The sequence below is a fragment of the Chryseotalea sanaruensis genome, from assembly GCF_003990915.1.
In the GTDB taxonomy this organism is placed as follows: Bacteria; Bacteroidota; Bacteroidia; order Cytophagales; family Cyclobacteriaceae; genus Chryseotalea; species Chryseotalea sanaruensis.
This window is the reverse complement of sequence record NZ_BHXQ01000004.1, coordinates 443,021-467,545: the sequence shown is the minus strand read 5'-3', so window position 1 is coordinate 467,545 and position 24,525 is coordinate 443,021. Positions and strand designations below refer to the sequence as shown.

Annotated in this window: 17 protein-coding genes; 9 read left to right on the top strand and 8 right to left on the bottom strand. The window is 39.0% G+C overall.

Features of this window, described 5'->3' with window-relative positions; genetic code table 11:
- Window positions 1-215: 215 nt before the first annotated feature.
- A complete protein-coding gene (recA, locus tag SanaruYs_RS12710; protein ID WP_127122936.1) occupies window positions 216-1,250 on the top strand; it encodes a recombinase RecA in 1,035 nt (344 codons plus the stop codon).
- Between the two features lie 94 nt (window positions 1,251-1,344).
- Here recA and SanaruYs_RS12705 read toward each other — a convergent pair whose 3' ends face one another.
- Together SanaruYs_RS12705 and SanaruYs_RS12700 are read right to left on the bottom strand one after the other, a co-directional pair.
- A complete protein-coding gene (locus SanaruYs_RS12705; protein ID WP_127122935.1) occupies window positions 1,345-2,610 on the bottom strand; it encodes an ABC transporter permease in 1,266 nt (421 codons plus the stop codon).
- A 142-nt stretch (window positions 2,611-2,752) separates the two neighbouring features.
- Window positions 2,753-4,012, bottom strand: a complete 1,260-nt coding sequence (locus tag SanaruYs_RS12700; RefSeq protein WP_127122934.1) for an ABC transporter permease — start codon at window positions 4,010-4,012, stop codon at window positions 2,753-2,755.
- A 229-nt stretch (window positions 4,013-4,241) separates the two neighbouring features.
- Here SanaruYs_RS12700 and queA point away from each other — a divergent pair, with 229 nt between their 5' ends.
- Window positions 4,242-5,288: a tRNA preQ1(34) S-adenosylmethionine ribosyltransferase-isomerase QueA gene (gene queA, locus SanaruYs_RS12695; RefSeq protein ID WP_127122933.1), complete on the top strand. Its 1,047-nt coding sequence runs from the start codon at window positions 4,242-4,244 to the stop codon at window positions 5,286-5,288.
- Window positions 5,289-5,366: 78 nt separating this feature from the next.
- On the opposite strand, the gene SanaruYs_RS12690 is transcribed toward queA, so the two are convergent.
- The gene (locus SanaruYs_RS12690; protein ID WP_127122932.1) at window positions 5,367-5,624 is read right to left on the bottom strand and encodes a hypothetical protein; all 258 of its coding nucleotides are present in this window, start codon (window positions 5,622-5,624) and stop codon (window positions 5,367-5,369) included.
- A 24-nt stretch (window positions 5,625-5,648) separates the two neighbouring features.
- Here SanaruYs_RS12690 and SanaruYs_RS12685 point away from each other — a divergent pair, with 24 nt between their 5' ends.
- Complete coding sequence (locus SanaruYs_RS12685) at window positions 5,649-6,332, top strand: 2-C-methyl-D-erythritol 4-phosphate cytidylyltransferase (RefSeq protein WP_306307934.1); 684 nt, start codon at window positions 5,649-5,651, stop codon at window positions 6,330-6,332.
- A 126-nt stretch (window positions 6,333-6,458) separates the two neighbouring features.
- Here SanaruYs_RS12685 and SanaruYs_RS12680 read toward each other — a convergent pair whose 3' ends face one another.
- A complete protein-coding gene (locus SanaruYs_RS12680) occupies window positions 6,459-6,680 on the bottom strand; it encodes a DUF2795 domain-containing protein (protein WP_127122931.1) in 222 nt (73 codons plus the stop codon).
- A 239-nt stretch (window positions 6,681-6,919) separates the two neighbouring features.
- Here SanaruYs_RS12680 and ettA point away from each other — a divergent pair, with 239 nt between their 5' ends.
- The 3 genes from ettA to SanaruYs_RS12665 all read left to right on the top strand — a co-directional run bounded on the left by ettA (window position 6,920) and on the right by SanaruYs_RS12665 (window position 10,300).
- Complete coding sequence (gene ettA, locus SanaruYs_RS12675) at window positions 6,920-8,602, top strand: energy-dependent translational throttle protein EttA (RefSeq protein ID WP_127122930.1); 1,683 nt, start codon at window positions 6,920-6,922, stop codon at window positions 8,600-8,602.
- A gap of 70 nt (window positions 8,603-8,672) precedes the next feature.
- Window positions 8,673-9,041 (top strand): DMT family protein, encoded by a 369-nt coding sequence (locus tag SanaruYs_RS12670; RefSeq protein ID WP_127122929.1) that lies wholly within the window; start codon window positions 8,673-8,675, stop codon window positions 9,039-9,041.
- A 194-nt stretch (window positions 9,042-9,235) separates the two neighbouring features.
- Window positions 9,236-10,300 (top strand): META domain-containing protein, encoded by a 1,065-nt coding sequence (locus SanaruYs_RS12665; protein ID WP_127122928.1) that lies wholly within the window; start codon window positions 9,236-9,238, stop codon window positions 10,298-10,300.
- A gap of 25 nt (window positions 10,301-10,325) precedes the next feature.
- Here SanaruYs_RS12665 and SanaruYs_RS12660 read toward each other — a convergent pair whose 3' ends face one another.
- The 4 genes from SanaruYs_RS12660 to SanaruYs_RS12645 form a co-directional block, all read right to left on the bottom strand.
- A complete protein-coding gene (locus SanaruYs_RS12660; protein WP_127122927.1) occupies window positions 10,326-10,799 on the bottom strand; it encodes a DUF456 domain-containing protein in 474 nt (157 codons plus the stop codon).
- Window positions 10,800-11,118: 319 nt separating this feature from the next.
- Window positions 11,119-12,681 carry an alpha/beta hydrolase gene (locus SanaruYs_RS12655; protein ID WP_127122926.1) on the bottom strand — a complete coding sequence of 521 codons (1,563 nt, stop codon included), beginning with the start codon at window positions 12,679-12,681 and terminating at the stop codon, window positions 11,119-11,121.
- Window positions 12,682-12,735: 54 nt separating this feature from the next.
- A complete protein-coding gene (locus tag SanaruYs_RS12650; protein ID WP_127122925.1) occupies window positions 12,736-14,964 on the bottom strand; it encodes a zinc-dependent metalloprotease in 2,229 nt (742 codons plus the stop codon).
- A 21-nt stretch (window positions 14,965-14,985) separates the two neighbouring features.
- Entirely contained in the window at window positions 14,986-16,596 is a 1,611-nt protein-coding gene (locus SanaruYs_RS12645) for a hypothetical protein (protein ID WP_127122924.1), read from the bottom strand.
- Window positions 16,597-17,421: 825 nt separating this feature from the next.
- Here SanaruYs_RS12645 and SanaruYs_RS12640 point away from each other — a divergent pair.
- The 3 genes from SanaruYs_RS12640 (at window position 17,422) to SanaruYs_RS12630 (ending at window position 24,509) form a co-directional block, all read left to right on the top strand.
- Entirely contained in the window at window positions 17,422-18,960 is a 1,539-nt protein-coding gene (locus tag SanaruYs_RS12640) for a T9SS type A sorting domain-containing protein (protein ID WP_127122923.1), read from the top strand.
- A gap of 121 nt (window positions 18,961-19,081) precedes the next feature.
- Window positions 19,082-23,554 (top strand): beta propeller repeat protein, encoded by a 4,473-nt coding sequence (locus SanaruYs_RS12635; RefSeq protein WP_127122922.1) that lies wholly within the window; start codon window positions 19,082-19,084, stop codon window positions 23,552-23,554.
- Window positions 23,555-24,149: 595 nt separating this feature from the next.
- On the top strand, window positions 24,150-24,509 hold the full coding sequence (locus SanaruYs_RS12630; RefSeq protein ID WP_127122921.1) for a YciI family protein: 360 nt from the start codon (window positions 24,150-24,152) through the stop codon (window positions 24,507-24,509).
- The last annotated feature ends 16 nt before the right edge of the window (window positions 24,510-24,525 follow it).

Genomic DNA, 24,525 nt, shown 5'->3' with positions numbered 1-24,525 from the left:
ACTGATTGGGCATAAATAAAACGACAATTGATGTCGCAAGCGGTTTAGAGGCTTTTTAATTAGCGACCCAGTCGCGTACTTTGACCTAATTAATTATAATGAATTCCATTAAATTAAGCCTTTTGATAGACTCACCTGTAATCCTCTCCGAAGGAGAAGTAAATAGGAAGCTTAACTAAATGTATTTGAATCTGTAATAAATAAATAAAACATATATGAGTGACGCAAAAGAGAAGCTAAAGGCCCTTCAACTGACGATCGATAAACTGGAGAAGACTTATGGCAAGGGTACCATTATGAAACTTAGCGATGAGCGTGTAGTAGATATTCCCGCTATTTCAACAGGTTCTTTAGGTTTAGACATTGCCCTGGGAATTGGCGGTATTCCGAGAGGAAGGGTAATAGAAATATATGGCCCAGAATCATCTGGTAAGACAACCCTTACCATGCACATGATTGCCGAAGCACAGAAGAAGGGCGGTTTGGCTGCCTTTATTGATGCAGAACATGCTTTTGACAAGTCTTATGCCGAGAAACTGGGTATCGACACTGAAAACCTATTGATTTCTCAACCCGATAATGGTGAACAAGCTTTAGAGATTGCCGATCATTTGATTCGTTCTGGCGCCATAGACATTATCGTAATCGACTCCGTTGCTGCTTTGGTTCCTAAAGGTGAATTGGAAGGTGAAATGGGCGAAAGCAAAATGGGTTTACAGGCACGTTTAATGTCGCAAGCCCTGCGTAAGCTGACAGGTACGATTGCTAAAACAGGATGTTCTTGTATTTTCATCAACCAGTTGCGCGAAAAAATCGGTGTAATGTTTGGTAACCCTGAAACCACTACTGGGGGTAATGCCTTAAAATTCTACGCTTCTGTTCGTCTTGACATTCGCAGAATAGGACAGATTAAAGATGGTGATGATATTAATGGTAACCGTACAAAAGTGAAAGTGGTGAAAAACAAAGTGGCACCTCCTTTCAAAGTTGTTGAGTTTGATATCATGTACGGTAAAGGTATTTCTAAAGTAGGTGAGATTATTGACCTTGGTGTTGAGTTAAATGTGATTCAAAAATCAGGTTCATGGTTCTCTTACAATGGCAACAAACTTGGTCAGGGTCGTGATTCTGTTAAGCAATTGATTGAAGATAATCCTGAACTTGCTGATGAACTGGAGAAGAAAATTAAAGATCTGGTAATGGTTGCTAAGGATAGTGGCAAACCAGTATTAGCTGAAGAGAAAGAATAAATTGTTGGTTGTTCGTTGTTGGTTGTTCGTCTAAAAATGCATTGACAAACTGACAACCAACAACGAATAACGACCAACGAATAACTAACAACCACTAATTCGAACGTATAGCTGCCACAGGATCTAACCTAGCCGCCATGGCTGCAGGAACTATACCAGAAACCAAACCAATAACAGTAGACACGCCTAAGCCAAGTACAATATTTTTTATTGTAAGCACAACCTGCAAGCTACCCATCGGAATAAAAGTAATCAGCCACACCAGAACCAAGCCTGCGAGACCTCCAATTAAACTCAGAAAGACTGCTTCGAATAAAAATTGAAAGAGAATAAAATAGTTTTTTGCACCCAGCGATTTTTGTAAGCCAATAATACTGGTTCGCTCTTTCACAGATACAAACATGATGTTGGCAATACCAAAGCCACCTACTAAAATAGAGAAACCACCAATAACCCAGCCGGCCAAACCAACTACATCAAACAAACTACCAATTACATTGGCAATAGCTTCTGGTCGGTTAATGGCGAAGTTATCTTTTTCTGTTGGCTTCAATCCCCTGCGACCACGCAAGTAGCCACGCATTTCGTTTTCTAATTCAACTAAACCTATATCAGTTTCTTTTCCTTTTATGCCAATGCTTGATCCTGTTTCATTCCAACGGCCGGTACCGGTCTGATACAAGCCTCTGAACGCTTTGTAAGGAATTACGCAAGCATAATCGTTGCTGGGCGTTCCTATAAAACTTTCCCCTTCTTTTTTTACAACACCAATTACAATGTATTTCAGGTTCTTGATTTTTACTTCTTGTCCAATAGGGCTCTCGTTATTTGGAAAAAGTGCCCTAGCGACCTCATGACCTAAAATCACCACATTTCTTCCTCCATCTAATTCATCTAAAGTAAAGTATCGACCATTCTCTACATTTACTTCAAATATTTTATCATAACCCTCGCTTCCACCAATCAGCATAATCTGACCAATGCTGCTGCTTTTTCTTCTGATAACCATATTCCCCTTACGGGCAAGAATGGCAATCGCATCCGCATTTTTTAAGTTAGTCTGAAGAAATCTAAATTCATTATAGCTTGGATTAGGTCTGCGCCAGAAATCCCACCACTTATATTCTCCGGTGTTGTCTGCTGTGTATGGCCATTTGTCGACATACACCACTCCTGTTCCTAAAAAGTTAAAGCTGTCCTTGATGTTCTTTTCTAGTGAGTCAACAATAGTTAACACAGCAATAATGGCAAAAATACCCACCGTAACGCCAAGCAAAGAAAGTATCGTTCGGAGCAAGTTCGACTTAAGTGCATTTACAGCAAAGCGAAAACTTTCAAAAATCTGACGGACTAAGAACATAGGACTTATAAAATTTCAAACTCAAATTAAGCAATAAACATACTTGTTGTTGGTTGGTCGTTATTGGTTGTTCGTATTAATTTCAAATAACTACTAAAGGTCATCCAACAACGATCAACCTGCAACGAATAACCATCAACCATCAATTCGAACGAATTGCCGCAACTGGATCTAAGCGCGAAGCCATGGCAGCCGGAACAATACCCGACACTAAACCAATTACTGTAGACACACCTAATCCCAATACTATATTTTTAACGGTTAATACCACTTCCAGGCTACCCATAGGAATAAAAGTAATCAACCACACTAAGAATAATCCACCCAAGCCACCAATCAGACTTAGGAAAACTGCTTCAAAAAGAAACTGGAATAAGATGAAATAGTTTTTGGCACCAAGTGACTTTTGCAAACCTATAATGCTTGTTCTCTCTTTTACTGAAACAAACATGATGTTGGCAATACCGAAGCCACCTACTAAAATAGAGAAGCCACCTATTACCCAGCCTGCTAACCCAACAACATCAAATAAACTGCCTATGGCATTTGCAATTGCTTCCGGTCTGTTCATCACAAAGGTGTCTTTATCCCGAGGTTTTAAACCACGCTTGGATCTTAATAAGCCTCTGGTTTCATTTTCTAATTCAACTAACCCTATATCACTTTCAAAACCTTTAATGCCTATTCTTGAGGGTATTTCATTGTACCTGCCAGAACCTGTCTGATACAACCTCCTGAAATTATTGTAAGGAATAATCGTTGTGTAATCGTTACTGGTAAAACCCATAAAGCTTTCACCTTCTTTTTTAGTAACACCGACAACAACGTATTGCAGATTTTTGATTTTCACCGTTTGTCCAATTGGATCTTCTCCATTGGGGAATAATCCATTTGCTACTTCATAGCCAATAATGGCTACATTTCTGCCTGCTAAGAATTCTTCTGGTATGAAATAGCGTCCTCTCTCAATATTTAATTCAAAAATACCGTCATATCCTTCGCTACCGCCCACAAGTCTGATATCGCCAATAGTACTGCTCTTACGCTTTACAACTTGTCCGCCACGACCTGCAAATATGGCAATGGAACTTTGATGCTTTAATTTTGATTCTAGGAAACGGTACTCATTGTAAGATGCTTGAGGTCTTCTTAAATATTCCCACCAGGCGAAGTCCGGGTCGGTATTAAAAGGCCATTTCTCAACATAGATTACACTACTTCCAAGAAAATTAAGACTGTCCTTAATATTCTTCTCTAAAGAATCAACCATTGTTAGCACGGCAATAATTGCGAAAATACCGACTGTTACTCCCAACAGAGACAAAATGGTGCGTAAAAGATTGGATTTAAGCGCAGTAATGGCAAACCTGAAGCTTTCAAGAATTTGGCGTACTAAAAACATAAGCTGTATGTCGGAGGCTAAGCACTAAAATTACGGCTATGACTGCCTTTTGACCTTTTTTGTTACAAAAATTTGCCTTTGCGAGTACCAATCGATTAAAGTGACCTTATTTTTACGCCCTTAAAATTATTGTAAACCGCTAAAATCCGCCCTTAGATGGCGGAGCCTTACTAACAAGGGTTTGCAGGATCAGGCCTGTAAAAAAGCATTAAATGTTAGCCCGTAAGCTATGAAGTTATCCGAATTCAAATTCGAACTCCCTCTTAATCTAATTGCCATGGAACCTGCCGACAACCGCGATGAATCGCGTTTGATGGTGGTACATCGTGATAGTGGTAAAATTGAACACAAGGTTTTTAAAGACATTGTTAATTACTTCGATGATGGCGACATTATGGTTGCCAATGACACTATGGTTTTTCCTGCCCGCCTTTATGGCCGCAAAGAAAAAACAGGTGCGAAAATTGAAGTTTTCCTATTGCGCGAACTTAATGCCGAAATGCACCTTTGGGACGTGCTGGTAGATCCTGCCCGTAAAATACGTGTAGGTAATAAGCTGTATTTTGGTAATGGCGATTTAGTTGCCGAAGTCATCGACAACACAACATCACGCGGAAGAACTATTCGCTTTTTATTTGATGGCACTTCTGCTGATTTCGATAAGGTAATTGAAACCTTAGGTGAAACACCACTTCCTAAATACATTAAGCGTAAAATCAAGCCTGAAGACAAAGAACGTTTTCAGACAATTTTCGCAAAGCATAAAGGTGCTGTGTCTGCCCCCACGGCCGGTATGCACTTTACACGCCAGTTGGTAAAGCGTTTGCAGTTGAAGGGTGTAGACATGTCGTACATTACCCTGCACATTGGTTTGGGTACTTTCCGCCAAGTTGATGTGGAAGACCTGACTAAACACAAAATGGATTCTGAAAATTTTATTGTGGGTGAAGAAACAGTAAATGCTGTTAATAAAGCGCTTGATAATAAGAATCGTGTTTGTGCAATTGGTACAACTACTATGCGTGCGTTGGAATCATCTGTATCCGCTACAAATAGATTGAAACCACGCGATGGATGGACAGATCGTTTTATCTTCCCGCCTTACGATTTCAAAATCTGTAATGCCATGGTAACTAACTTTCACCAGCCTGAGTCAACTTTATTGATGATGACAGCTGCCTTCGGTGGTTTTGATTTAACAATGGAGGCCTATAACGCAGCTAAGAAAGAAAAATATAAGTTCCTGACGTATGGTGATGCAATGCTTATTATATAAACTTCAGCATTCAGGATATAGAATAGTAAAAAAAGTAAAGAGGCCATTTCAATGAAATGGCTTCTTTATTTTAAGCTGTTACAAAACCTTCTCTTCCCTGATCAGATAAATGAAGAATGATACAGCTACCGGATAAATAAGCAGGTAGACCATAGAAAAGGGAATGATTCCGAAAATGATAGCCAGTGGCACTATCAATAATACACCACCTGCAAACCATATTACATTCTTTTTAGAAGATGGTATGTCTCTTTTGTATAATTGAATCATGTTGTAAACAAGCAGGGTTATAACCACAACATTAAAAAGAAGCACTAAAAAGCGAAGGATAATCATAGCAATTGATATTTTAGCAAAAATATGAATTTGAAAGAATACGCACTCATAGTTGCCGGTGGTAAAGGCACTCGCATGAAAACTAAATTACCTAAACAGTTTTTGGCACTCAGTGGCTTACCTGTGCTCATGCATACCATCAATGCCTTTTATCGCTATAACGCGAATACTGAAGTTATTCTGGTATTGCCTGAAGATGACTTTCAGCTTTGGGAGGAATTGTGCGTAAAACATAATTTCAAAAAAAACATCAAACTTCAAAAAGGTGGCGATTCACGCTTTCAATCTGTAAAGAATGGTTTGAGTCTGATTGAAGGCGAAGGCCTTGTGGCTATACACGATGGCGTAAGACCCCTGGTTAGCGAGGACATCATTGGTGCATCTTACCGACTGGCAGCAGTGCACGATTCTGCCGTAGCCGCTGTGCGTTTGAAAGAGTCAATTCGTATGACCGATCAGGACAATACAAAAGCTATGGATCGGTCGCGCTTTCGTTTAATCCAGACACCGCAAACCTTCAAAACCGCCTTAATCAAACAAGCCTACGAAGGCAAGGAAGATGCCAGCCTGACGGACGATGCGAGTGTGGCAGAGCGTGCCGGGCATGTTATTTCTTTATTCGAAGGCAGTTACGAGAATATTAAAATTACTACTCCTGAGGATTTGGTGGTGGCGAAGGCGCTGATGGATGACAGAAGCAAGACGTAAGATTTTAGACATAAGACGTTAGACGTAAGACTTTAGACCAGCTAGAGGCTAGAAGCTAGAGGCTAAAAAAGAAAAAGCCCCCAACAGGAGGCCATCTTCAAATCTTCAAATTCTCAAATCACCGAATCAATATTCGTCTTCGTTAAAAAAGAAATCCTCTTTGGTCGGGTAATCCGGCCAGATCTCCTCAATACTTTCAAAAGGTTGACCATCGTCTTCCAACTCTTGCAAGTTCTCAACTACCTCCAGGGGAGCTCCCGTGCGGATGGCATAGTCAATCAACTCTTCTTTAGTAGCCGGCCAAGGCGCATCTTCCAGGTAGGAGGCAAGTTCGAGAGTCCAGTACATAGTATAAGCCTTTAATTTTCCGCAAAAATAGAATTAATCTGATAGAAACAAACTACTTGCCAGGCCTGTCATCTATTAACTGTCGACCGCTTGACAAAAAGTTGATTTCAATGCTTTAAAACCGCTTTTTGTAACCTAAAGTTTCAGATTAATCGCACTTAATTATTAAGCCATAACCTACAAGCTGTCAACTGTCGCCTACTTTTTCCCATATTTGCCTTCTTATTTGAAAACAGATCATGGCTGACGAAAAAATAATCTTCTCAATGACCGGGGTGAGTAAAATTTACCCTCCACAAAAACAGGTCTTAAAAAATATCTACCTCTCCTTCTTTTACGGTGCCAAAATTGGCGTGCTCGGTTTAAACGGATCTGGTAAATCATCGCTATTGCGCATTATTGCCGGTATCGATAAAGAATTTCAAGGTGAGGTTGTCTCTGACCTAAGCTTTAGTGTTGGTTTGCTTGAGCAAGAACCTCAACTGGATAAAAGTAAAACAGTAAAAGAGATCGTTGAAGAGGGTGTTCAGCCTATCATGGATCTGCTAAAAGAATTTGAAACCATCAACGAAAAGTTTGCCGATCCGGATATCATGGAAAATCCGGATGCCATGGACAAACTGATTACCCGCCAGGGAGAGGTGCAAGAAAAACTGGACGCCATTGGTGCCTGGGAACTGGATAATAAACTGGAGCGTGCCATGGATGCATTACGTTGCCCTCCTGCTGATGCCAACGTTGAACACTTATCGGGTGGTGAGAAAAGGCGTGTAGCCTTATGCCGCTTGTTATTGCAAGAACCGGATGTGCTTTTACTTGATGAACCTACTAACCACTTGGATGCAGAATCTGTTTACTGGTTAGAGCAACACTTAAAACAATACAAGGGAACTGTTATCGCAGTTACCCACGATCGTTACTTCCTCGACAATGTAGCGGGATGGATTCTTGAATTGGATCGTGGAGAAGGTATTCCATGGAAAGGCAATTATTCTTCATGGTTAGATCAGAAGCAGAAGCGTTTGGCACAAGAAGAGAAATCTGAAAGCAAGCGTCAGAAAGCATTAGAAAGAGAATTGGAATGGGTGCGCATGAATCCGAAAGGACGTCAGGCAAAAGGTAAAGCACGTTTGAATAACTACGAGAAGTTAATAGGACAAGAAGGCCGCGAGAAGGAAGAGAAATTAGAGCTTTACATACCACCAGGTCCGCGCTTGGGCAATGTCGTGATTGAAGCACAAGGTGTTGCTAAAGCTTATGGAGATAAACTGTTGTATGAAAATTTGAATTTCACTTTACCTCCTGCAGGTATAGTAGGTATTATCGGTCCTAACGGTGCAGGTAAAACCACTTTGTTTAAAATGATCACTGGTAAAGAAAAACCAGATGCCGGAACATTTAAAGTAGGTGAAACAGTGCAAATCGCTTATGTAGATCAGGAGCACGATGATTTAAAACCTGAAGAAACTGTTTTTCAGGCTATCACGGGTGGCAATGATCTGATCATGATTGGTGGCAAAGAAATGAATGCGCGTGCTTATGTAGGCAAATTTAATTTCGGTGGTAACGATCAGCAGAAAAAAGTGAAAGAACTTTCGGGTGGTATGCGTAACCGTGTACACTTAGCGATTGCCTTGAAACAAGGTGGTAACTTGTTGTTACTAGATGAACCTACCAACGACCTGGATGTAAACACACTCCGTGCGTTAGAAGAAGGTTTGGAAAACTTTGGTGGTTGTGCTGTAATTATTTCTCACGATCGCTGGTTCCTTGATCGTGTCTGTACACACATTCTCGCTTTCGAAGGCGACTCACAAGTATTCTGGTATGAGGGTACCTTTAGCGAGTACGAAGAGAACAGACGCAAGCGTTTAGGTGATGAACAACCGCATAGGATTAAGTATAAGAAACTAGTTAAATAATGTTGACCGTTGATAGTTGTTGGTTGATCGCACCACCAACAACTATCAACTAACAACGAACAACTACTTAATGAAATCCCTCTACACCATCATCCTCCTCACACTCTCCAATGCCTTTATGACCCTGGCCTGGTATGGTCATTTAAAGTTTAAAGACATGAAGTGGAGCGAGAGTCTTGGACTAATTAGTATCATTCTTATCAGTTGGGGTATCGCTTTGTTTGAATACATATTACAAGTACCTGCTAATCGTATAGGGTTCAAAGAAAATGGCGGGCCTTTCTCTTTGGTTCAGTTAAAAGTAATTCAGGAAGTAATTACACTTAGCGTGTTTGTTATTTTTTCGCTCGTCTTTTTCAAAACAGAAACATTCCGTTTCAATCACTTAATCGCCTTTGTGCTGCTTATTCTTGCCGTTTACTTTATGTTTAAAAAGTGAACTAAGACAGTCTTTTGTCTCCGGTAAAAATTCATTATCTTTTAGTATAAAATCGAATGTCGCTTAATTAAGCCTCTTATGGCCTTGCCTTTGCCGAAACGGCTACATGCAGGCAGGCTAACCTCAGATACTCTCCTGTGGAGAGGACGAATTCGGAAGCTTAACTAAACGCCATTTGTATTAAATCCGAAGCCATGAAAAAATTTGTCTGCCTTTTTATTCTGTTAGCTGCTTGTTCAACCCAAAACAAAAAAGAAACTAAAGAACCTGTTACTGCACAAAAAATAATGGGCGTTTACACAGGTGTAACCCCTTGTGCCGATTGCGAAGGTATCTATACAAAAATTGAATTCATTGATTCTATTACTTTCATTAAGTCTTCTAAATACTTGGGTAAGAGTAGTCGTGCGTTTTTTGATATGGGGCAATGGAGCATTGAAAATGATTCAGTACTTGTTACTACTGCACATGGAAAACAACAACATTATCTGCATGAAAACAGTGGGTTAATCATACTCAGTCAGGATGGTAAGCGCATAAAGGGTGAGTTGGCTAACTATTATAGATTAAATAAAGGCGAACCTGAAGGAAAGAAAGACAGAAGTAATGAAATAAAAGCAGGTATCGATTTTATTGCGCGAGGCAATGAACCCTACTGGAATTTAGAAATTGATTTTAATGGAACGCTTCGCTTTACCACACTGGAAAGTGATAGCATTGTTAGTAAAACACCTTCACCTGTACTTGACGGCAATACTACACAACTACAGGTTATTGAAGGCGAAAAACAATTGTCTGTTAAATTCTCTCCGGTAGGCTGTATTAATAATATGTCAGGCGCATACAGTGATTATGCAGTTGAAATTAATTTTAATAATGGGGAGCTTGAATCAGGATGCGGTGAGTTTATTAATCCGGCCTATCAACTTTCTGGCACCTGGCAATTGGTAAGTCTTAATGGAGAGGTTGCTAATGTGGAAGACTATGCAAAGGAACTACCGGAACTTAATTTTGAAGCATTCAACAAAAAAGTAAGTGGCTATAGCGGTTGTAACAGACTTACTGGTAACTATAAAGCAGATGAAACAGGTTTACTCAATTTTTTACCGCTTGCCACAACACGCATGATGTGTATGGGTAAAAATAAAGAAGGCGCTTTCTTAAGTGCACTCAATGATGTTAGTGGTTACAAATTCGAATCCGATCATTTGCTATTGTTGAAGGGAGATGAAGTAGTCGCAGAGTTCGCTAGTAAATAAAACTACACTTGGTACAGAATTTTCACTACCAAAGACTAACAATAAAGTAGTAGGTCATTATACCGCAGACAACTAGCTTTAATAAGGTGCCTGTTAAAAAACCTAAGAAGGAACCGATGGCTGCGCGAAGTGCTTTGTCCGGATTGCCCATGGACATCCATTCGCCAATGTATGCACCAATAAAAGGCCCGATAATAATACCAAAAGGTCCTAACCAGAAACCAGCCACTAAGCCTATAGTGCAACCCCATACACCTGCATTACTGCCTCCAAATTTCTTTGTACCGTAAATTGGTATAACGTAATCCAACACTGTAACCACCACAACAATGGCAGCCCATATCAACAAAAACTTCGTGGAAAATGGAGATACCTCTCTTAATTGCAAAACCAGAAGTCCTGCATAGGTAAGTGGTGGGCCAGGCAACAATGGCAAAAGACAGCCAACTAAGCCCGCCAGCAGCAGTAGAATTCCAATTATCAGCCAGAAAACATCCATTTTTCTTAGGGTTTGAAAAGCTTTCAGTAAATTAAACTTAGATTATTCATTAGCATTTAACGGAACCTTTCGTAAATCTGACGAATGGTTAAATTACCGTAAGCATTGGCAAGGTTTAACTCATTAAGTTACGGTCAGGTCAGACATTTATCGTCTCACTCTGACAATGAAAGTCATTAACTGATTCAATCTAAATTAAAGTTAAGTTGGCGATTTTTATTTGTCAAATTATGACATAATTCTTTTCATAGTCGGAATCTATATAGTAAACCATAGAGACTTGGGGATTGATTGACGCACCTTTATCCACCTGAATTCATTATTGTAAAAAGTAAATATCATTTAAATACACCCTATCCTGCCCCTCTACAATCTCACCTGTAAAATCGAACTGTACCCTTAAAACGTTTTTATTACCAACCACATTGAAGATAGATACAGGGATGGTGTATGACCTCATGGAGTTGCGAGGACAAAAAGGAATATCTAGACTATTGATGTTTCCAATAGAAGTTGTTAAATCTACCCATTCGCTTGTGGCGTAGCCCGAACCAAAAATCATTTCATTGTATATGAGCCTCACTTTGCCCCCAATGCCAACAAGGGAATGCAATTCTCCAATATCCTGATTAACAAGTTCTCCGGCTCTGAAATGCAGATAGTTGATACCTGTTACAGAAATCGGATTAGTAAAAGAGAATGTAACACTTCGGGATGGATTTTTGACATTGAGTATGCCCCCTCTGGTAATCCGATAAGAATTGGCCAAGTTTAAGGATTTTGTAATAGAATTGTCGATCCCCAAGTGTTGGGCAGACGGTCCGTACAGTACACTCAAGCCAATAGCAGAATGAGTCGTTGGGTTCGGTAAAATATTGTTAGGTCTCCAATATAGAATATACGAATCAGATAATTGAGCATCAAGTGAGGTCAAGCTTTGTTCTTGAAGCACAATATAGTTTTGTAAGTCCTGAGTTTGACTTTTTAGAAATGCTTTTGCAACAATTTTTAAAACTTCAATGGTGGCATTCCTATTTTGTATATAGTGGAAAAACTGATAGCCCTTGAACAAAATATAGGCTCTTGCAGCACTGGTCTTTTCTTCTAATAGCGACACTTTATAGCTAAGTGGATTTACTACGCTGCCAAAATGGTTGCAGTCGTTTCCATCAGTATCTTGATTACCTTGAACAATAAAAATGGGCAGATTTCCCTGGTGCGGCATATCATCAGGAATAGTGGGTGCAATTAGGCCAAGTGCTTTTAGGTTTAATGGGCTTTGTTCTAGCGATTCAATCGTGGATTTACTGTAAGTAAGGATCGCCCTTCCTCCCGCACTGTGTCCGATAAACATCACATCTTTGCCAATCAACGAAAATTGCCCCAAGGGAGGTGGCGTGTATAAATTATCTAATATTATTTCATTGTTGTAGTGTTCGTATAAATACGCGATGTATTCTCTGATAACATGAGGCGCCAGGTGCTCGTCTTGATAGTTGTTTGATTTAACCCGATTGGCGGATAGCACGAAGAATCCTGAAAGAGCCAGGTCAACAGCAAGGGTTTCATACTGTAGATGATAGTCCTCACTATCTCCTTGCAAACCATCCGCATGAAGAATGATTATTAAGGGAAGATTCCCTGAATTATTGGTGGGGTAATAATTTTTACCTCTGAAGGTTTCAGTGGCACCGTCTAATACTTCTTCAAATTCAAATGTGTGTGTAGTAACTATTGGTGCAAAAATATTGAAACCATTTTCAATGTTGACAGATTCGTAATTCTTAGTATATAAAGTTGGTTCATCGACAAATGAACTTGTGCAAGAAATGATGCTAATGAAGATGATAAATAAATATCCACAATATTTTTTTGAAGTCATGGCTTAAAAGGTTTAAAAAGGCCCTTCGCTTTGCGAAGGGCCTCAAGCTATATCTTATTTTATAAAGAGTTTTTTGATCTCCATTTTATTGCTATACTTAATTTTGATAATGTATAATCCACGCTTTAGTGGTGGTAATTCAAAATCATTTTCTGATGATTGATTGTTCCATCCTTCGTAAACCTTACTGCCCTTATCATCCAATATTTCAATGAATGAACCGATCTTAGGGCTATTCACCTTTACCTTGCTCCCGGATTCTGCAGGGTTGGGGAAAACTGTGTTCGAGCGTTTGAGTTCTTCCAAACCAAATGGTGTCTGCACTATTTGTATGTCATCTAGGTAGATGCCGTAAGAATGCTCATTTTCATTTTCAAAAGTAAACTGAAAAATAACTTGGTCTTGCCCCTTTAGTGAGTTGATATCTACCTGAACTGTATCCCAATCTGATATTTCAAGGTACCAATTTAAGTCAACCATTGGCTCTTTTTTGGGATTGGTTGTAGATGCATCTTCTCCATTCCTACTCCATATTTCTGTAAACGTAGAAGCGCAATCGGTACTATAGGCCAACTTTATTGATGCATAATGGCCATCAGGAATACCGCTATTATAACCTGTATGGGCATATTTAAAACTAATGTTCAAATCCTCCTCAGTTAATTGACTGAAATCAAAAATTGGAGACATGAAATGTTCCGGCTCAGTGACAATAGAGATACCTGGATAGTTATTAAAATCTGCTAATATGCATTGTTCTCCTTCATAGGCTGCATGATCTGTGATCTTGATATAACGTTTGGAGGTTGGTGTGGTCCAACCTTGATAAAATGTTTCAAAATCAAATATCTGAGGATAGGTATCTCTTATCCCCCTTACCCAAAGGGTTTGTTCTACTACATCTGTTATTGTTCCGTTATCGATTAAAAGTTTTACTTTACAAGTTCCAGCAAAAGGAAAATCAATAACAGGGTTCTTTTTCTCACTTGCGATAGTCCACATGCCACCAATATCAAACAACCAAAAGTATTTAGTAATAGGATCTGCAAGTGCACCAGTATAGGATTTATCCAAAAACTGAACTGACTCCCCTAGACAAACCTCTTTTTTACTCATGCGGAAACCTGCATATATTTTAGCTTCATCGATGGGTTCTGCTTTATCAGATTTACTCTGCTTTTTTCTTAAAGGGTCATGGGCGAGCACGATTGCCTTCCTGACTACCTGCCCATTGGTAAAAGAGTTTAAGCAATGTTCTGAAGAATAGTCCATATGATTTTCGAACATATCTGGCAAATCGCCAGGGCCATCATTACAGGTATTAAGCTCATAATTCTGATTACAAAGATTCAGATATGATGTAGCGTAAAACTGATTTGGGGTATCGTCCACATAATCTGTATCCTTACAAAAATCCCATTCTCCTTTATCTCCCCAAATATGGTGCAAGCCTAACCAATGACCTACTTCATGTGTTAATATTCTGCCAGTTTGCCTTTCTGGTTTCAAATCCAAATAAGGTAAAGGAATTGGATTGTCAAGCAGGTCATAATTAGAACCAAATGAGTGGGTATCCATTATTATGCCGTCTAAATTCTCATCATATGCTTCCGGAATGCTAATTCCACCTACGCCCGAAAAAAAAGGATGCGGAAACCATGCAATACCATTTAGCCCTCCCATGAGATCCATCACATAGATATTCAGATAATCATAGGTAGGCCATCCTATTTGGTTTTTTAAAACGGAAACCTCATTGGTGTTGTCTTCCATAACCATCCATTCTTTATAGGGTCGTTTCACACGGTTTATTCCGGGTTCCTTTAACGGCAATCCATTGGGGTCTAGGGTGGCAGGTACAAATTCAAGGTTCAATGAAACTCCAACTACTGGCAAAAAGGCTGGTCTTACCAAAGCAGCATCCAAATTCTCTCTTCGCATATCTCTGTTAAGGATGGCAATCTGATCATGTATTCTTTGCTTGGATAAATTATATCCATTGCCAATAATTTCTCCAGAATGAATTATGTGAACTATCACAGGAATATAAATCCTGCCATGATCATCTCCATCATCATCATGGTTTCGTTCAGGACCTGAATGGTCGCTCATCCATTTTTCGAATTGCTTAATAAATTCTTGTTGAGAACCATTAATGGTTGGATAGATTACATCCGATTTGATTTTTTCACCCGGAATGATCTCGTTTCTTTGAGCAAACAGTGTTATTGATACTATTGTTAACATCAATAATACCATGATTGCTGGTTTTATTCTTTTCATATTCGTTTGGGTTGGTTTATTTTAATTCATAAAAGCAAGATCATCAAACACCAAGCGTTTACTACCAAGTGTATTGGTGAAGTCGAATTCAATACCTATTACATCGGCACCTATAGCGCCTCCTGTGAACTCATTAAGTCCTATTACATAAGTTTGCATGATGTTTCTTTTGGGATTGCATCCTGCTAAAGAAAAAGGATGAATTGGAGCGTTTTGAATTTTTCCACAATTAAGTCCATTAACTCTAAATGAGTAACTTACCATTTGCATCCAATCACTAGTAAGGGGTCTTTTGAAGTTTCCGGAGTAAATCAGTCTGATTCTTGGATTAATGCCTTCTACATTATAATCTTCTGTTGAAAAATCAAATAATTCACCTGCATTGAACCTTACATAATTGGCATTGCTCGTGGGTTCACTTAGCATAAACTTAAGTCTATTTCCCTCTACAGCATTGAGTCCTAGCGTTGCTTTTAGCACATTAGAAAAATGTAGGGATTTTGTTTGTAGGGTAGAACCAAGCAAAAGGTTAGACTGGATTTTTTCATAGTTAATGCCATCAGCAAAAATAGTTGCAAATTTTGATCCTGCCGGAAGTACTCCGGTATTAGCCTCAAAGTACATCGCATCTTCATTGTTCCAATACAAAATATTCGAATTATCAATGTTGTCAATCTGATAGCGAAATGTGTTATCGAAAGAACTTCGATCACCTTTTAAAAAGGCCGAAAGAATAGCTTTGCAATATTCAATTGTTCTGGTTGGCAAGTCCTGAATCCAATGCTCCCCTACATTTAATAATATGTAAGCCCTCTCTGCCCCGCCATGAATTGCGGCTTTCTCATTCTCCAAAACAGGTACTTTGGCGAGCTTCCAATCGATTGGTGACGTTAAAGTATTTCCGTAATGCATACATTCGTTCGCATCCGCATCACTATTTCCTTGAATGATAAAAAAAGGAATATCGAAAATATCAAAATCCAATACGCCTGCATGCATGGTTGGAGCTATTCCGATAATTGCCTTAAGTTGTAAGCTTAAATCATTTACCGCAGATTTTCCCTTGAAAATAAATGCTCTACCGCCCGCACTATGACCAATAAGCATTACATCGTGAGCGATAAGTGGTGTTTGATTCTCATTTATAATAGATTGTCCAATATTTAAGATCTCTCCATTCCAAACGTTATAGATATATTTTAAATGAGTTTGAAGTAAATCATACATCTGAATAACACCTTCATCCAAATTCGGAAGTGATCTTCTATCAATGCTAACTACAAACGAACCTTGTTCCGCCAATGCTGTTCCTAATGCCTGATAATTCGAAGGTCCAAAATTAGGGTTATCATCATTATCTGCGTGAGCAATCACTACGAGTGGCAAATTAGTTTGGTTGCCAGGATAATAGTACTCTGCATACATTCCACTATCTACATCCCCGTATGATCCGTTTATAATTGGAACTATCTCTCCTTTAATCATTTCAAGATTGGTATTTTGAAACGCTTCTACATCTGGTTCTATAAGTTCATTTTGTTTTTGCTGATGAAGATCGCAAGATGAAATAACCATCGTGCAAATAAAGCCCATGAAAATATTTCGAATCAAGTACTGTTTCATTCTGTTCATACTTATTGGTTTAGGGTTTGCATAAATTTTTTTTCGATATCAATTTTTCAAGCAATAACCTTAGGGTGGAAAAGTACTTGTAAAGACAAACTACCATTAAAAATAAGTTGGAACCTAATCTATTGGCGTACCTACAGTTTACGATTTAATCTTGTTTAAATATTAATGAGCTACAATCATAGAATATTGATCGTGTAAGAACGTTTTCACAATTTGTGAATTTATCAACACACACCTTAGTTGATTATTAAGAACAGCTTGAATTAGGTGATAACTCAATAAATAATATAAAGTGCAGGAATTAATTAACTCTAATTGAACCTTACGCAACATTTTTAAACCATTTTGGTTGCTTATAAAAATAATTATTAAATAGAAGGATTAGCTGAAGAGAATACTGATCCAGCATTTACCTCGCAACCATTTCGTTCAATTATCGGGGAAGACATTTTCACAAATCGAAAACATAAGTTTACATGTTTCTCTTTATATCGCATGAATACGTTATCTCGAGGATGAATGAGAGCATCTTGAACTTTGCACAGTTAAGCCCATTAACTCCAATTGAGTAACTTCCCATTTGCATCCAATCACCAGTAGTGGGCTTTTGAAGTTTCCGGAGTAAATCAATCTGAATCTTGGAATTAATGTCTTCTATGCTATAAACTTCTGTTGAAAATCAAACAATTCATCTGTATTGAATCTTACATTATTGGCGTTGCTCTTAGGTTCAATTAGTATAAATTAAAATCCATTTCCATCAACAACATTGAATACGTTAGTTTACTAGTTCTGTTTTATTGATATTAAAAAAAAGATAGACTTATGAAGAAGATAATAATCACAGTATTACTAATTGTTTGTATTATATTTTTTACCAAGGGACAGCCATGCACACCTGCCTTTGAACCAGATTGGTGGATGGGTGCAGTGGGGTCTTTTAATTCAGAGATTAAAGACATCGCGAATGCGCCTGCTCACGCAACATTGGCTTATGAAAACGGAAATGTGGAAATCATTCAATGGCACACTAAAGATACCTGGAGTTCAACTACTTTTTTAGCGGTAGATCTTTACTCTCCTTATGCAGGCCCCATCAGCTATGGAAAAAATCCTGCAGTGATGAATGAGGAGTATGCAGCGGTGGCATTTACCACTGCCGATGACAAAAAATTAGTAAACGTATTCAGAAAAGACGGCAGTGGGGCCTATCAACACCTAGCGCGCAGAGTGATCTTTCCTGACATGCCAGGATCCTACATAACGGGTGTTGCAATCACTCAAAAACGAACAGACAATACGCGTTTTCTTTTTGTATCATGGAGGCATGAGGGTAACACCGTGAGTGGGATGAATGTGTTCAAATTAGATGGAAATACTTTTGGTGATTCTGCAGTGATACCATGGGCAGACTCCTTTTGGAATTGTAAAGAAGTGTATGCTATTGAAGCCCTTCAAGGCGTAACCGATAAGGATGATGCGCTAGTGGTTGTAGCACAAACGGACTACAAGCAAGCAAGCTGGCCATATAATGGGTGCGATTTTTCTAAGATGAGTAGTAGTATTACTCTGTATGGGCTTGACAACAATGATGGTCAATTTAAAACAAGAACGACCGTGGGTGTACCGGGTTTGATCATTTACGACATTTCCTCAAGTGGCGACAGAATTATTGCCCATCAGTTCAACGACATCAACAGCGTTCTTAAAGTAAATCACAATGGTGTCGCATACAGTTTGCAATCCGTTTATGACTATGATCCTTTCATATTTTATTGCACAGCGAATGATCCTGCTATAGACGGAGCGCCTGTTTACATAAAGCCGCAAATGCTAGGTTTTGGTGGCGAAGCAGTGGCGGAAATATTTAGTGGTGAGGATAGAATATTGATTGGATGGCGTTCATCTGAAAACTCTGACGTTTTTTCGCTTCATGGGACTGCCATCCCTATTAGCAGTTCAATAGTTAGTTCCTACAACGGTTATCTTGCTTTTGCCCACCCTGTAATTCAACAGGTATTCATAACCTTACCGTTCAATTATGAAAACCAGGGCGGATCGAGAATAAAAACAGAAGAAGAAATATCCGCGAAGTCTGAAATACTTTTCGAAGGCATGGAATTCGAAATTTTTCCGAACCCAACAACGAATATGATAAGCATGCAATGGCAGGAAAATTTTACTGATGTCGTAGTTGAGATTGTAAATTCAATTGGAAAAACAGTTGGAAAAAAGCAATTGACTACTTCTAATAATCAAATCGATTTGAGCGAGCTTAATGCAGATCTCTATATGTTGAAGATTAGCTTAACAGATGGTGGTGGTAAACGTAAATCCTTAACTCGACCAGTGATCAAACGATAGTACAGTCAACTTATTGAAATAAAGACAACTACTATTCAATCAATTTAATAGTGTATTCAAATGTGCCCCATGATAATTTATTAAAAAATGAAAACCATTTACTACAAACTTTAAACAGATTATGACATCTTGTTATTTCACAAATAGAAAATGGTTATGGGTCTTTTCTTTACTGTTTACTTCAGCTTTGCTAAGTACAATTTTTCTCAAAGACAATACCGATGCCGAAGCACCACTGGTTGATTTTGTAAAATATGAAAAGTTTCAGATCACAAATGAGATGATACAGTCATGGGAAGAACATGACCAGAAAATTCTTAAACAGCTTGATCAGGCATATTTTAATGGATTGAGCGCAACTTTTCTAGGACCTGATAAGGTTGGCGGAAGAACTACTGGAATCCTGATCGATGTGGCTAACACCAACCGGATTTTCGCTGGTAGCACTACAAGTGGATTATTTTTGTCATTAGATAATGGAGCCTCCTGGAATGCTGTAAACGATCAACACAAAACGCTGAATTATACAAGCATAACACAAAATCTTTTTGATCCCGAGGTAATATATTTTGGGACGGATGCCGATGACAATATTTTCAAATCAATTGATGGAGGAGCAACATTTACAGAAATAGCACTGCCAAACGGGGTTGTTGATGTCTTTGATTTAGAACACTCAAAAGTGAGTAACAACACCATCTTTGCTGCTACAAATGACGGTTTGTTAAAGTCAACCAATGGAGGTCTCTCATGGATCGAATTAATGGATGGTGAAGTGTTTGATGTTGTCTGCCTTCCCTCAGGAAAAGTGCTGGCTACAAATAATCAGGGTATTTACTCGTCTCAAGATGGCGATCCGTTGAGCTTTAGCTTTGCCAATTATGAGCCCTTTACAGGTTATAGCAGCGCACTCGTTGCTAAAATTGCCTACTCCTATGACTTTCCTGATCATGTTTATGTGCTTGGAAAGAATAGTGGCGATTATTTTTTGATGAAATCAGAAGCTGGCGGTACAAATTGGACTGGTGTATCTGGCGTTCCGGATTTAGGTCATCAGGCTGGTCAATTTATGGCCATCGTTGTAAAGAAAAACGATCCGGAATTTATTGGCATCGGAGGAATATCTGGTTTTGGTCAATATTCTACGGATGGCGGTAGTTCGTGGAATCCATTTCCCGCAGGCCATGCCGACCAACAAATTTTTCTTCAACATCCAGCAAATCCTGATGAATTCATCATTGGAAACGATGGGGGAATATGGAGAAAAAACTGGTCTGCCATTACTGATGAACCAGAAGACCTGAACGAGACTTACGGCACGACACAATTCTACTTTGGTGATGCTTACAACGGAATGGTTATTGGAGGCACACAAGATAATGGCACATGGTTATTTGCTGATGGAGAATGGAAGAACATTCGAGGCGCGGATGGCTTTAGTTGCTGGATCAGTCGTCAGAATCCGAACAAGGCTTATGGAAGTATTCAGAATGGTCACATTTATGTGTGGAATAACCTATTGAGTGACAATCCTGAGTATGAACAAATTGGACCTAATCCGGGAGACGCCAATGTTGCAATTTCTACGATTTTTGCAATGAATGAGGCGGATGATGAACAATTATATTTTATCGATGGCGGCATAAAGCGTACAACAGATTCTGGCGAATCATGGGAAACCATTATATCTGATTTTGTCCCGACTGCGATTCGAGTTGGAAACACTGTTAATCCCACCCTTTATTATGCTGGCCTTAATGTATATCCGATAGTCAATAAATTGGGTAAAATGGTTAATGCCGCTACCGCATCAGCCGGAGAGGAAATTGACTTGAGCTGGAAATTGCCCGAAGATTTACCTCTTGGAGCAATTTCGTCTATTGCAGTACATCCACAAACAGAAGAACTCTTTATCACTTCAAACTCTCAAAGCGCAAACCATGCTAAAGTTTGGAAATTGAGCAATGTTGATATTCAAATTGAGGGCCCGGAGGGTCCTGACAACGGTCAGGCAACACAAAGATCAAGTGGAATACCACCAGGGCTTCCTGTAAATTCAATCGCAATCAATCCTGTGTGGCCCAACAATATGATCATTGGAACACCCTATGGAGTTTATGAGACCCTCGATCAAGGTGGCCTTTGGGTAAAGGTAAGCGACATACCTAATGTGAGAGTAGATGATATTCGAGCTACATCGGATGGAAAATTTGTGATTTTCACCTACGGAAGGGGAATATGGGAGCTGAATCGACAGGATGAGCCAGGTGGTGATTTTGTTACCGTTCCCTATTCTCAAAATTTTGAATCTCCTCTTGATGAGGAGCATTGGATAACCAATACCAGCACATTCTTTGGTGAGGTTACTAAAACGATTAGTATTGCTTATGATAACTTTTGCGGCAATGGGAAACTATTGCTTCGAACTATTACAAACCCGAATCCAAGTTTAAATTCAGCAACATTAAAGCTCGATCTTAAAAATGTTTCAGAGCCAGTAATTGTTTCGTTTGCCTATAAAGACAATAATGCCAATGAAGAAATTGGTGGTTACGCGGATCCTAACGCGGGTTTAAGTGGAATATTTCTTTCAAACAATGCTGGCTATTCTTTTGTAAAGATATCGGACTTCTTGCCTGTTAACGAATACACTTATCAGACACTTGATTTATCTGCACTGGCTGCAAGCCAAGGTCTGGCTCTTACTCAATTCATGATGCTCAAATTCCAGCTGTATCAGCAACCTAATCAAACATCACTGATTGACAACTTGACGATTGATAAAAACACCGCGGCTCAAGTTCCAATTCTGGAAAGTTTCAGTTTAAGAACAAATCCCTACTGGACATTCCAAAGCACAGGTGATGGTGAGGTAAAAAAATCGAGCGAATATATTCCGCAAAGCGTTCCCTCTCATTTGGTAATGTTTGGTGGTTCTTCTCAAATCGGATATGATCTGAATCAAGCAAGACTGACAATCGACCTTCGCGATGATGTGCCTGCAGCGTTAACATTCGATTGGAAGTCCTTTGGCAATGAGCATCACGCCTCAAATGGTGTTTACTTCTCAGATAACGGAGGAGCTTCATTTGTAAAAGTCCTAGACTTGAATACAGAAGAACATTTTGTCTATCGAAAGGAAACAATAATGCTTAAAGAAACAATAAATGACCTGGGTCTTTGTCCTACAAGAAATTTTGTAATCAAGTTTCAACATTATGGCAAGTATGGACCTCCAATGGCTGGGGGACTTGCTTTCGACAATGTATCAATTATAGAATCGCCCTACACTGGAGACTATACTTCGATACCTTTTAAGGAGAATTTTGAAAATCCTTTAAGTCCATCGTTCTGGGAAAAATATGCAAGCACTGCGTATAGCCAAATCGTTGCTACGCAGAGTAATGCTTATGCTGACTTTTGTTCTGAGGGCAAACTTGTTATGCGCACACTGATCAATGATGTCCCATCGTTAAATGAAGCATGGCTTGGAATCAACCTTTCAAATGTATTAGGCTCTATAACCTTATCATTTGCCTATAAAGATAATTATGAAATAGGAGGATTAACTGAAGAAAATGTTGATCCGTCTTTTAACTCTGGGCTATTTTTGTCAAATGATAGGGGAAAGACATTTTCGCAAATTGCAAACATAACAAAGTCAAATGACTTTGCTTATTATACTTTTAACCTGTCAGAATTAGCGCAAGAAAATAACATCACACTGACAGAAACAATGGTCTTGAAATTCCAGCAATATCAGCAGCCTGGAGAGCTTGTGTTAATTGATAATCTGATGATCGACAAAGGTGGAATTGCCAGCACTCCCTATTGCGAACCTTTCTCAGGCAATTTTTTACAAAGCTGGAGCCTTTCCAAAACCAATGACGGTGTAGTGAGGGTAGACTATAACCCATTGGTTAAAGGCAGTGGGAAGCTTATCATGAATTCAGGGCCTTCGTCCATTAGCTATGACCAAATGCGAGCGGACTTGCGTATTGATATAAGTACATCCAATGACCCACTTGAATTATCGTTTGATTGGAAATCACTGAATAACACAGACGTACAAAACGCGAATGGCGTTTACCTTTCTGACGATGGGGGACTGACATTTGTCAAAGTCTATAACTTGAATACCAATGTTCACAATGTATATCAGAATATAGTGTTGAATCTTACCGAACTGATGCAAGCAAATGATCTGTGCGCTACCCGTGATTTTGTAATACGGTTTCAGCACTATGCTAAATTCGGACCACCATCATTTACTGGAGGATTTGAATTCGACAATGTTTGCATTGAACCTGCCCCCGATCTTTTAATGTCCAGACTTTCTATAGAAAATTCTTTTTCCGTTTATCCAAACCCATATACAACTGGCGGCAACCTTAGTGTTTTAACCAATTATGAATCAGTAGTCATTGAATTAGTTGATGGCAATGGGAAACTGATTTCGCGGACAAGAGCCGGAGTAGTCAACGAGTCTATTGAAATAGGTATTGATAAAGTCTTAACTAAACTGGCATACATAAGGATTATTCCAGACGATAAATCCAAGAGAACACAAAGCACAACAATCATCAGGAATTAACCTGATGATTGTTGAAATACTATTATGTCAAAATAGCCATTAGAAAAAACTGATGGCGGCCATTGGAGAAATCTACATTTATAATATTAAAATGGCCGGTCTGTTCTGTAGTCAAACACTAGATTAAGTTAATGACAAAATTGCCAAATAGATTATTGTAGTCATCTGTTGATTTTAAAATAGAGTCTATCAAAGTCTTTTTTCTGGTACTTTCCCTTGAGGACATGACAAGTTCCTGAAGATTTCTTTAACATTGGTAATTGCAATGTGTACCCATTTGGGTTCATCAACACTTTCATTTGCCGCATTATAACTAATCATCACTTCATTGACATTTCTTTATAAATTACGTCTTTTACGGAACGTAGTCGCTAAAATGACTCTTACAAATAACTTCAGTTGGAAACAGGTCAATAAAATTGAGTAGGTTCAAGGGCCAATATTTTTAAACCAAGCTCTACAACCATCAAGAGAATTTATGCAGTATTTAGGTATCTTGACGAATCCGTAGAAAATATTTTCACAGATGTGTCCATATTCCACTTTGCTGATCGTCATAGTACCATAAAACGATAAACACTTAACGTAAAAAATTATGAAAGATTTCATGCTTGTTTTCCGCAACTCCGCTCAAAGTCAAGAGCAATTTGCTAATCAGTCGCCAGAGCAGATGCAAAGCGAAATGGCTCTCTGGAATACCTGGATGGGTAAGTTAGCAGCTCAAAACAAATTAATGGGTGGCGAGCCATTGTATCCGGAAGGAAAAGTATTACATGGCACAAAGAAGAAAGTTACCGATGGCCCATACATAGAAGGCAAAGATGTTGTAGGCGGTTATGTAATCATCAAAGCAGAAAGTTACGATGAAGCCGTTGACTTGTCGAAAGATTGTCCGCAGTTGAATGCAGATGATGGCACTGTTGAAATACGTGAGATTATGAAAATTGATCAGTAAGCCTGACACTTAATCT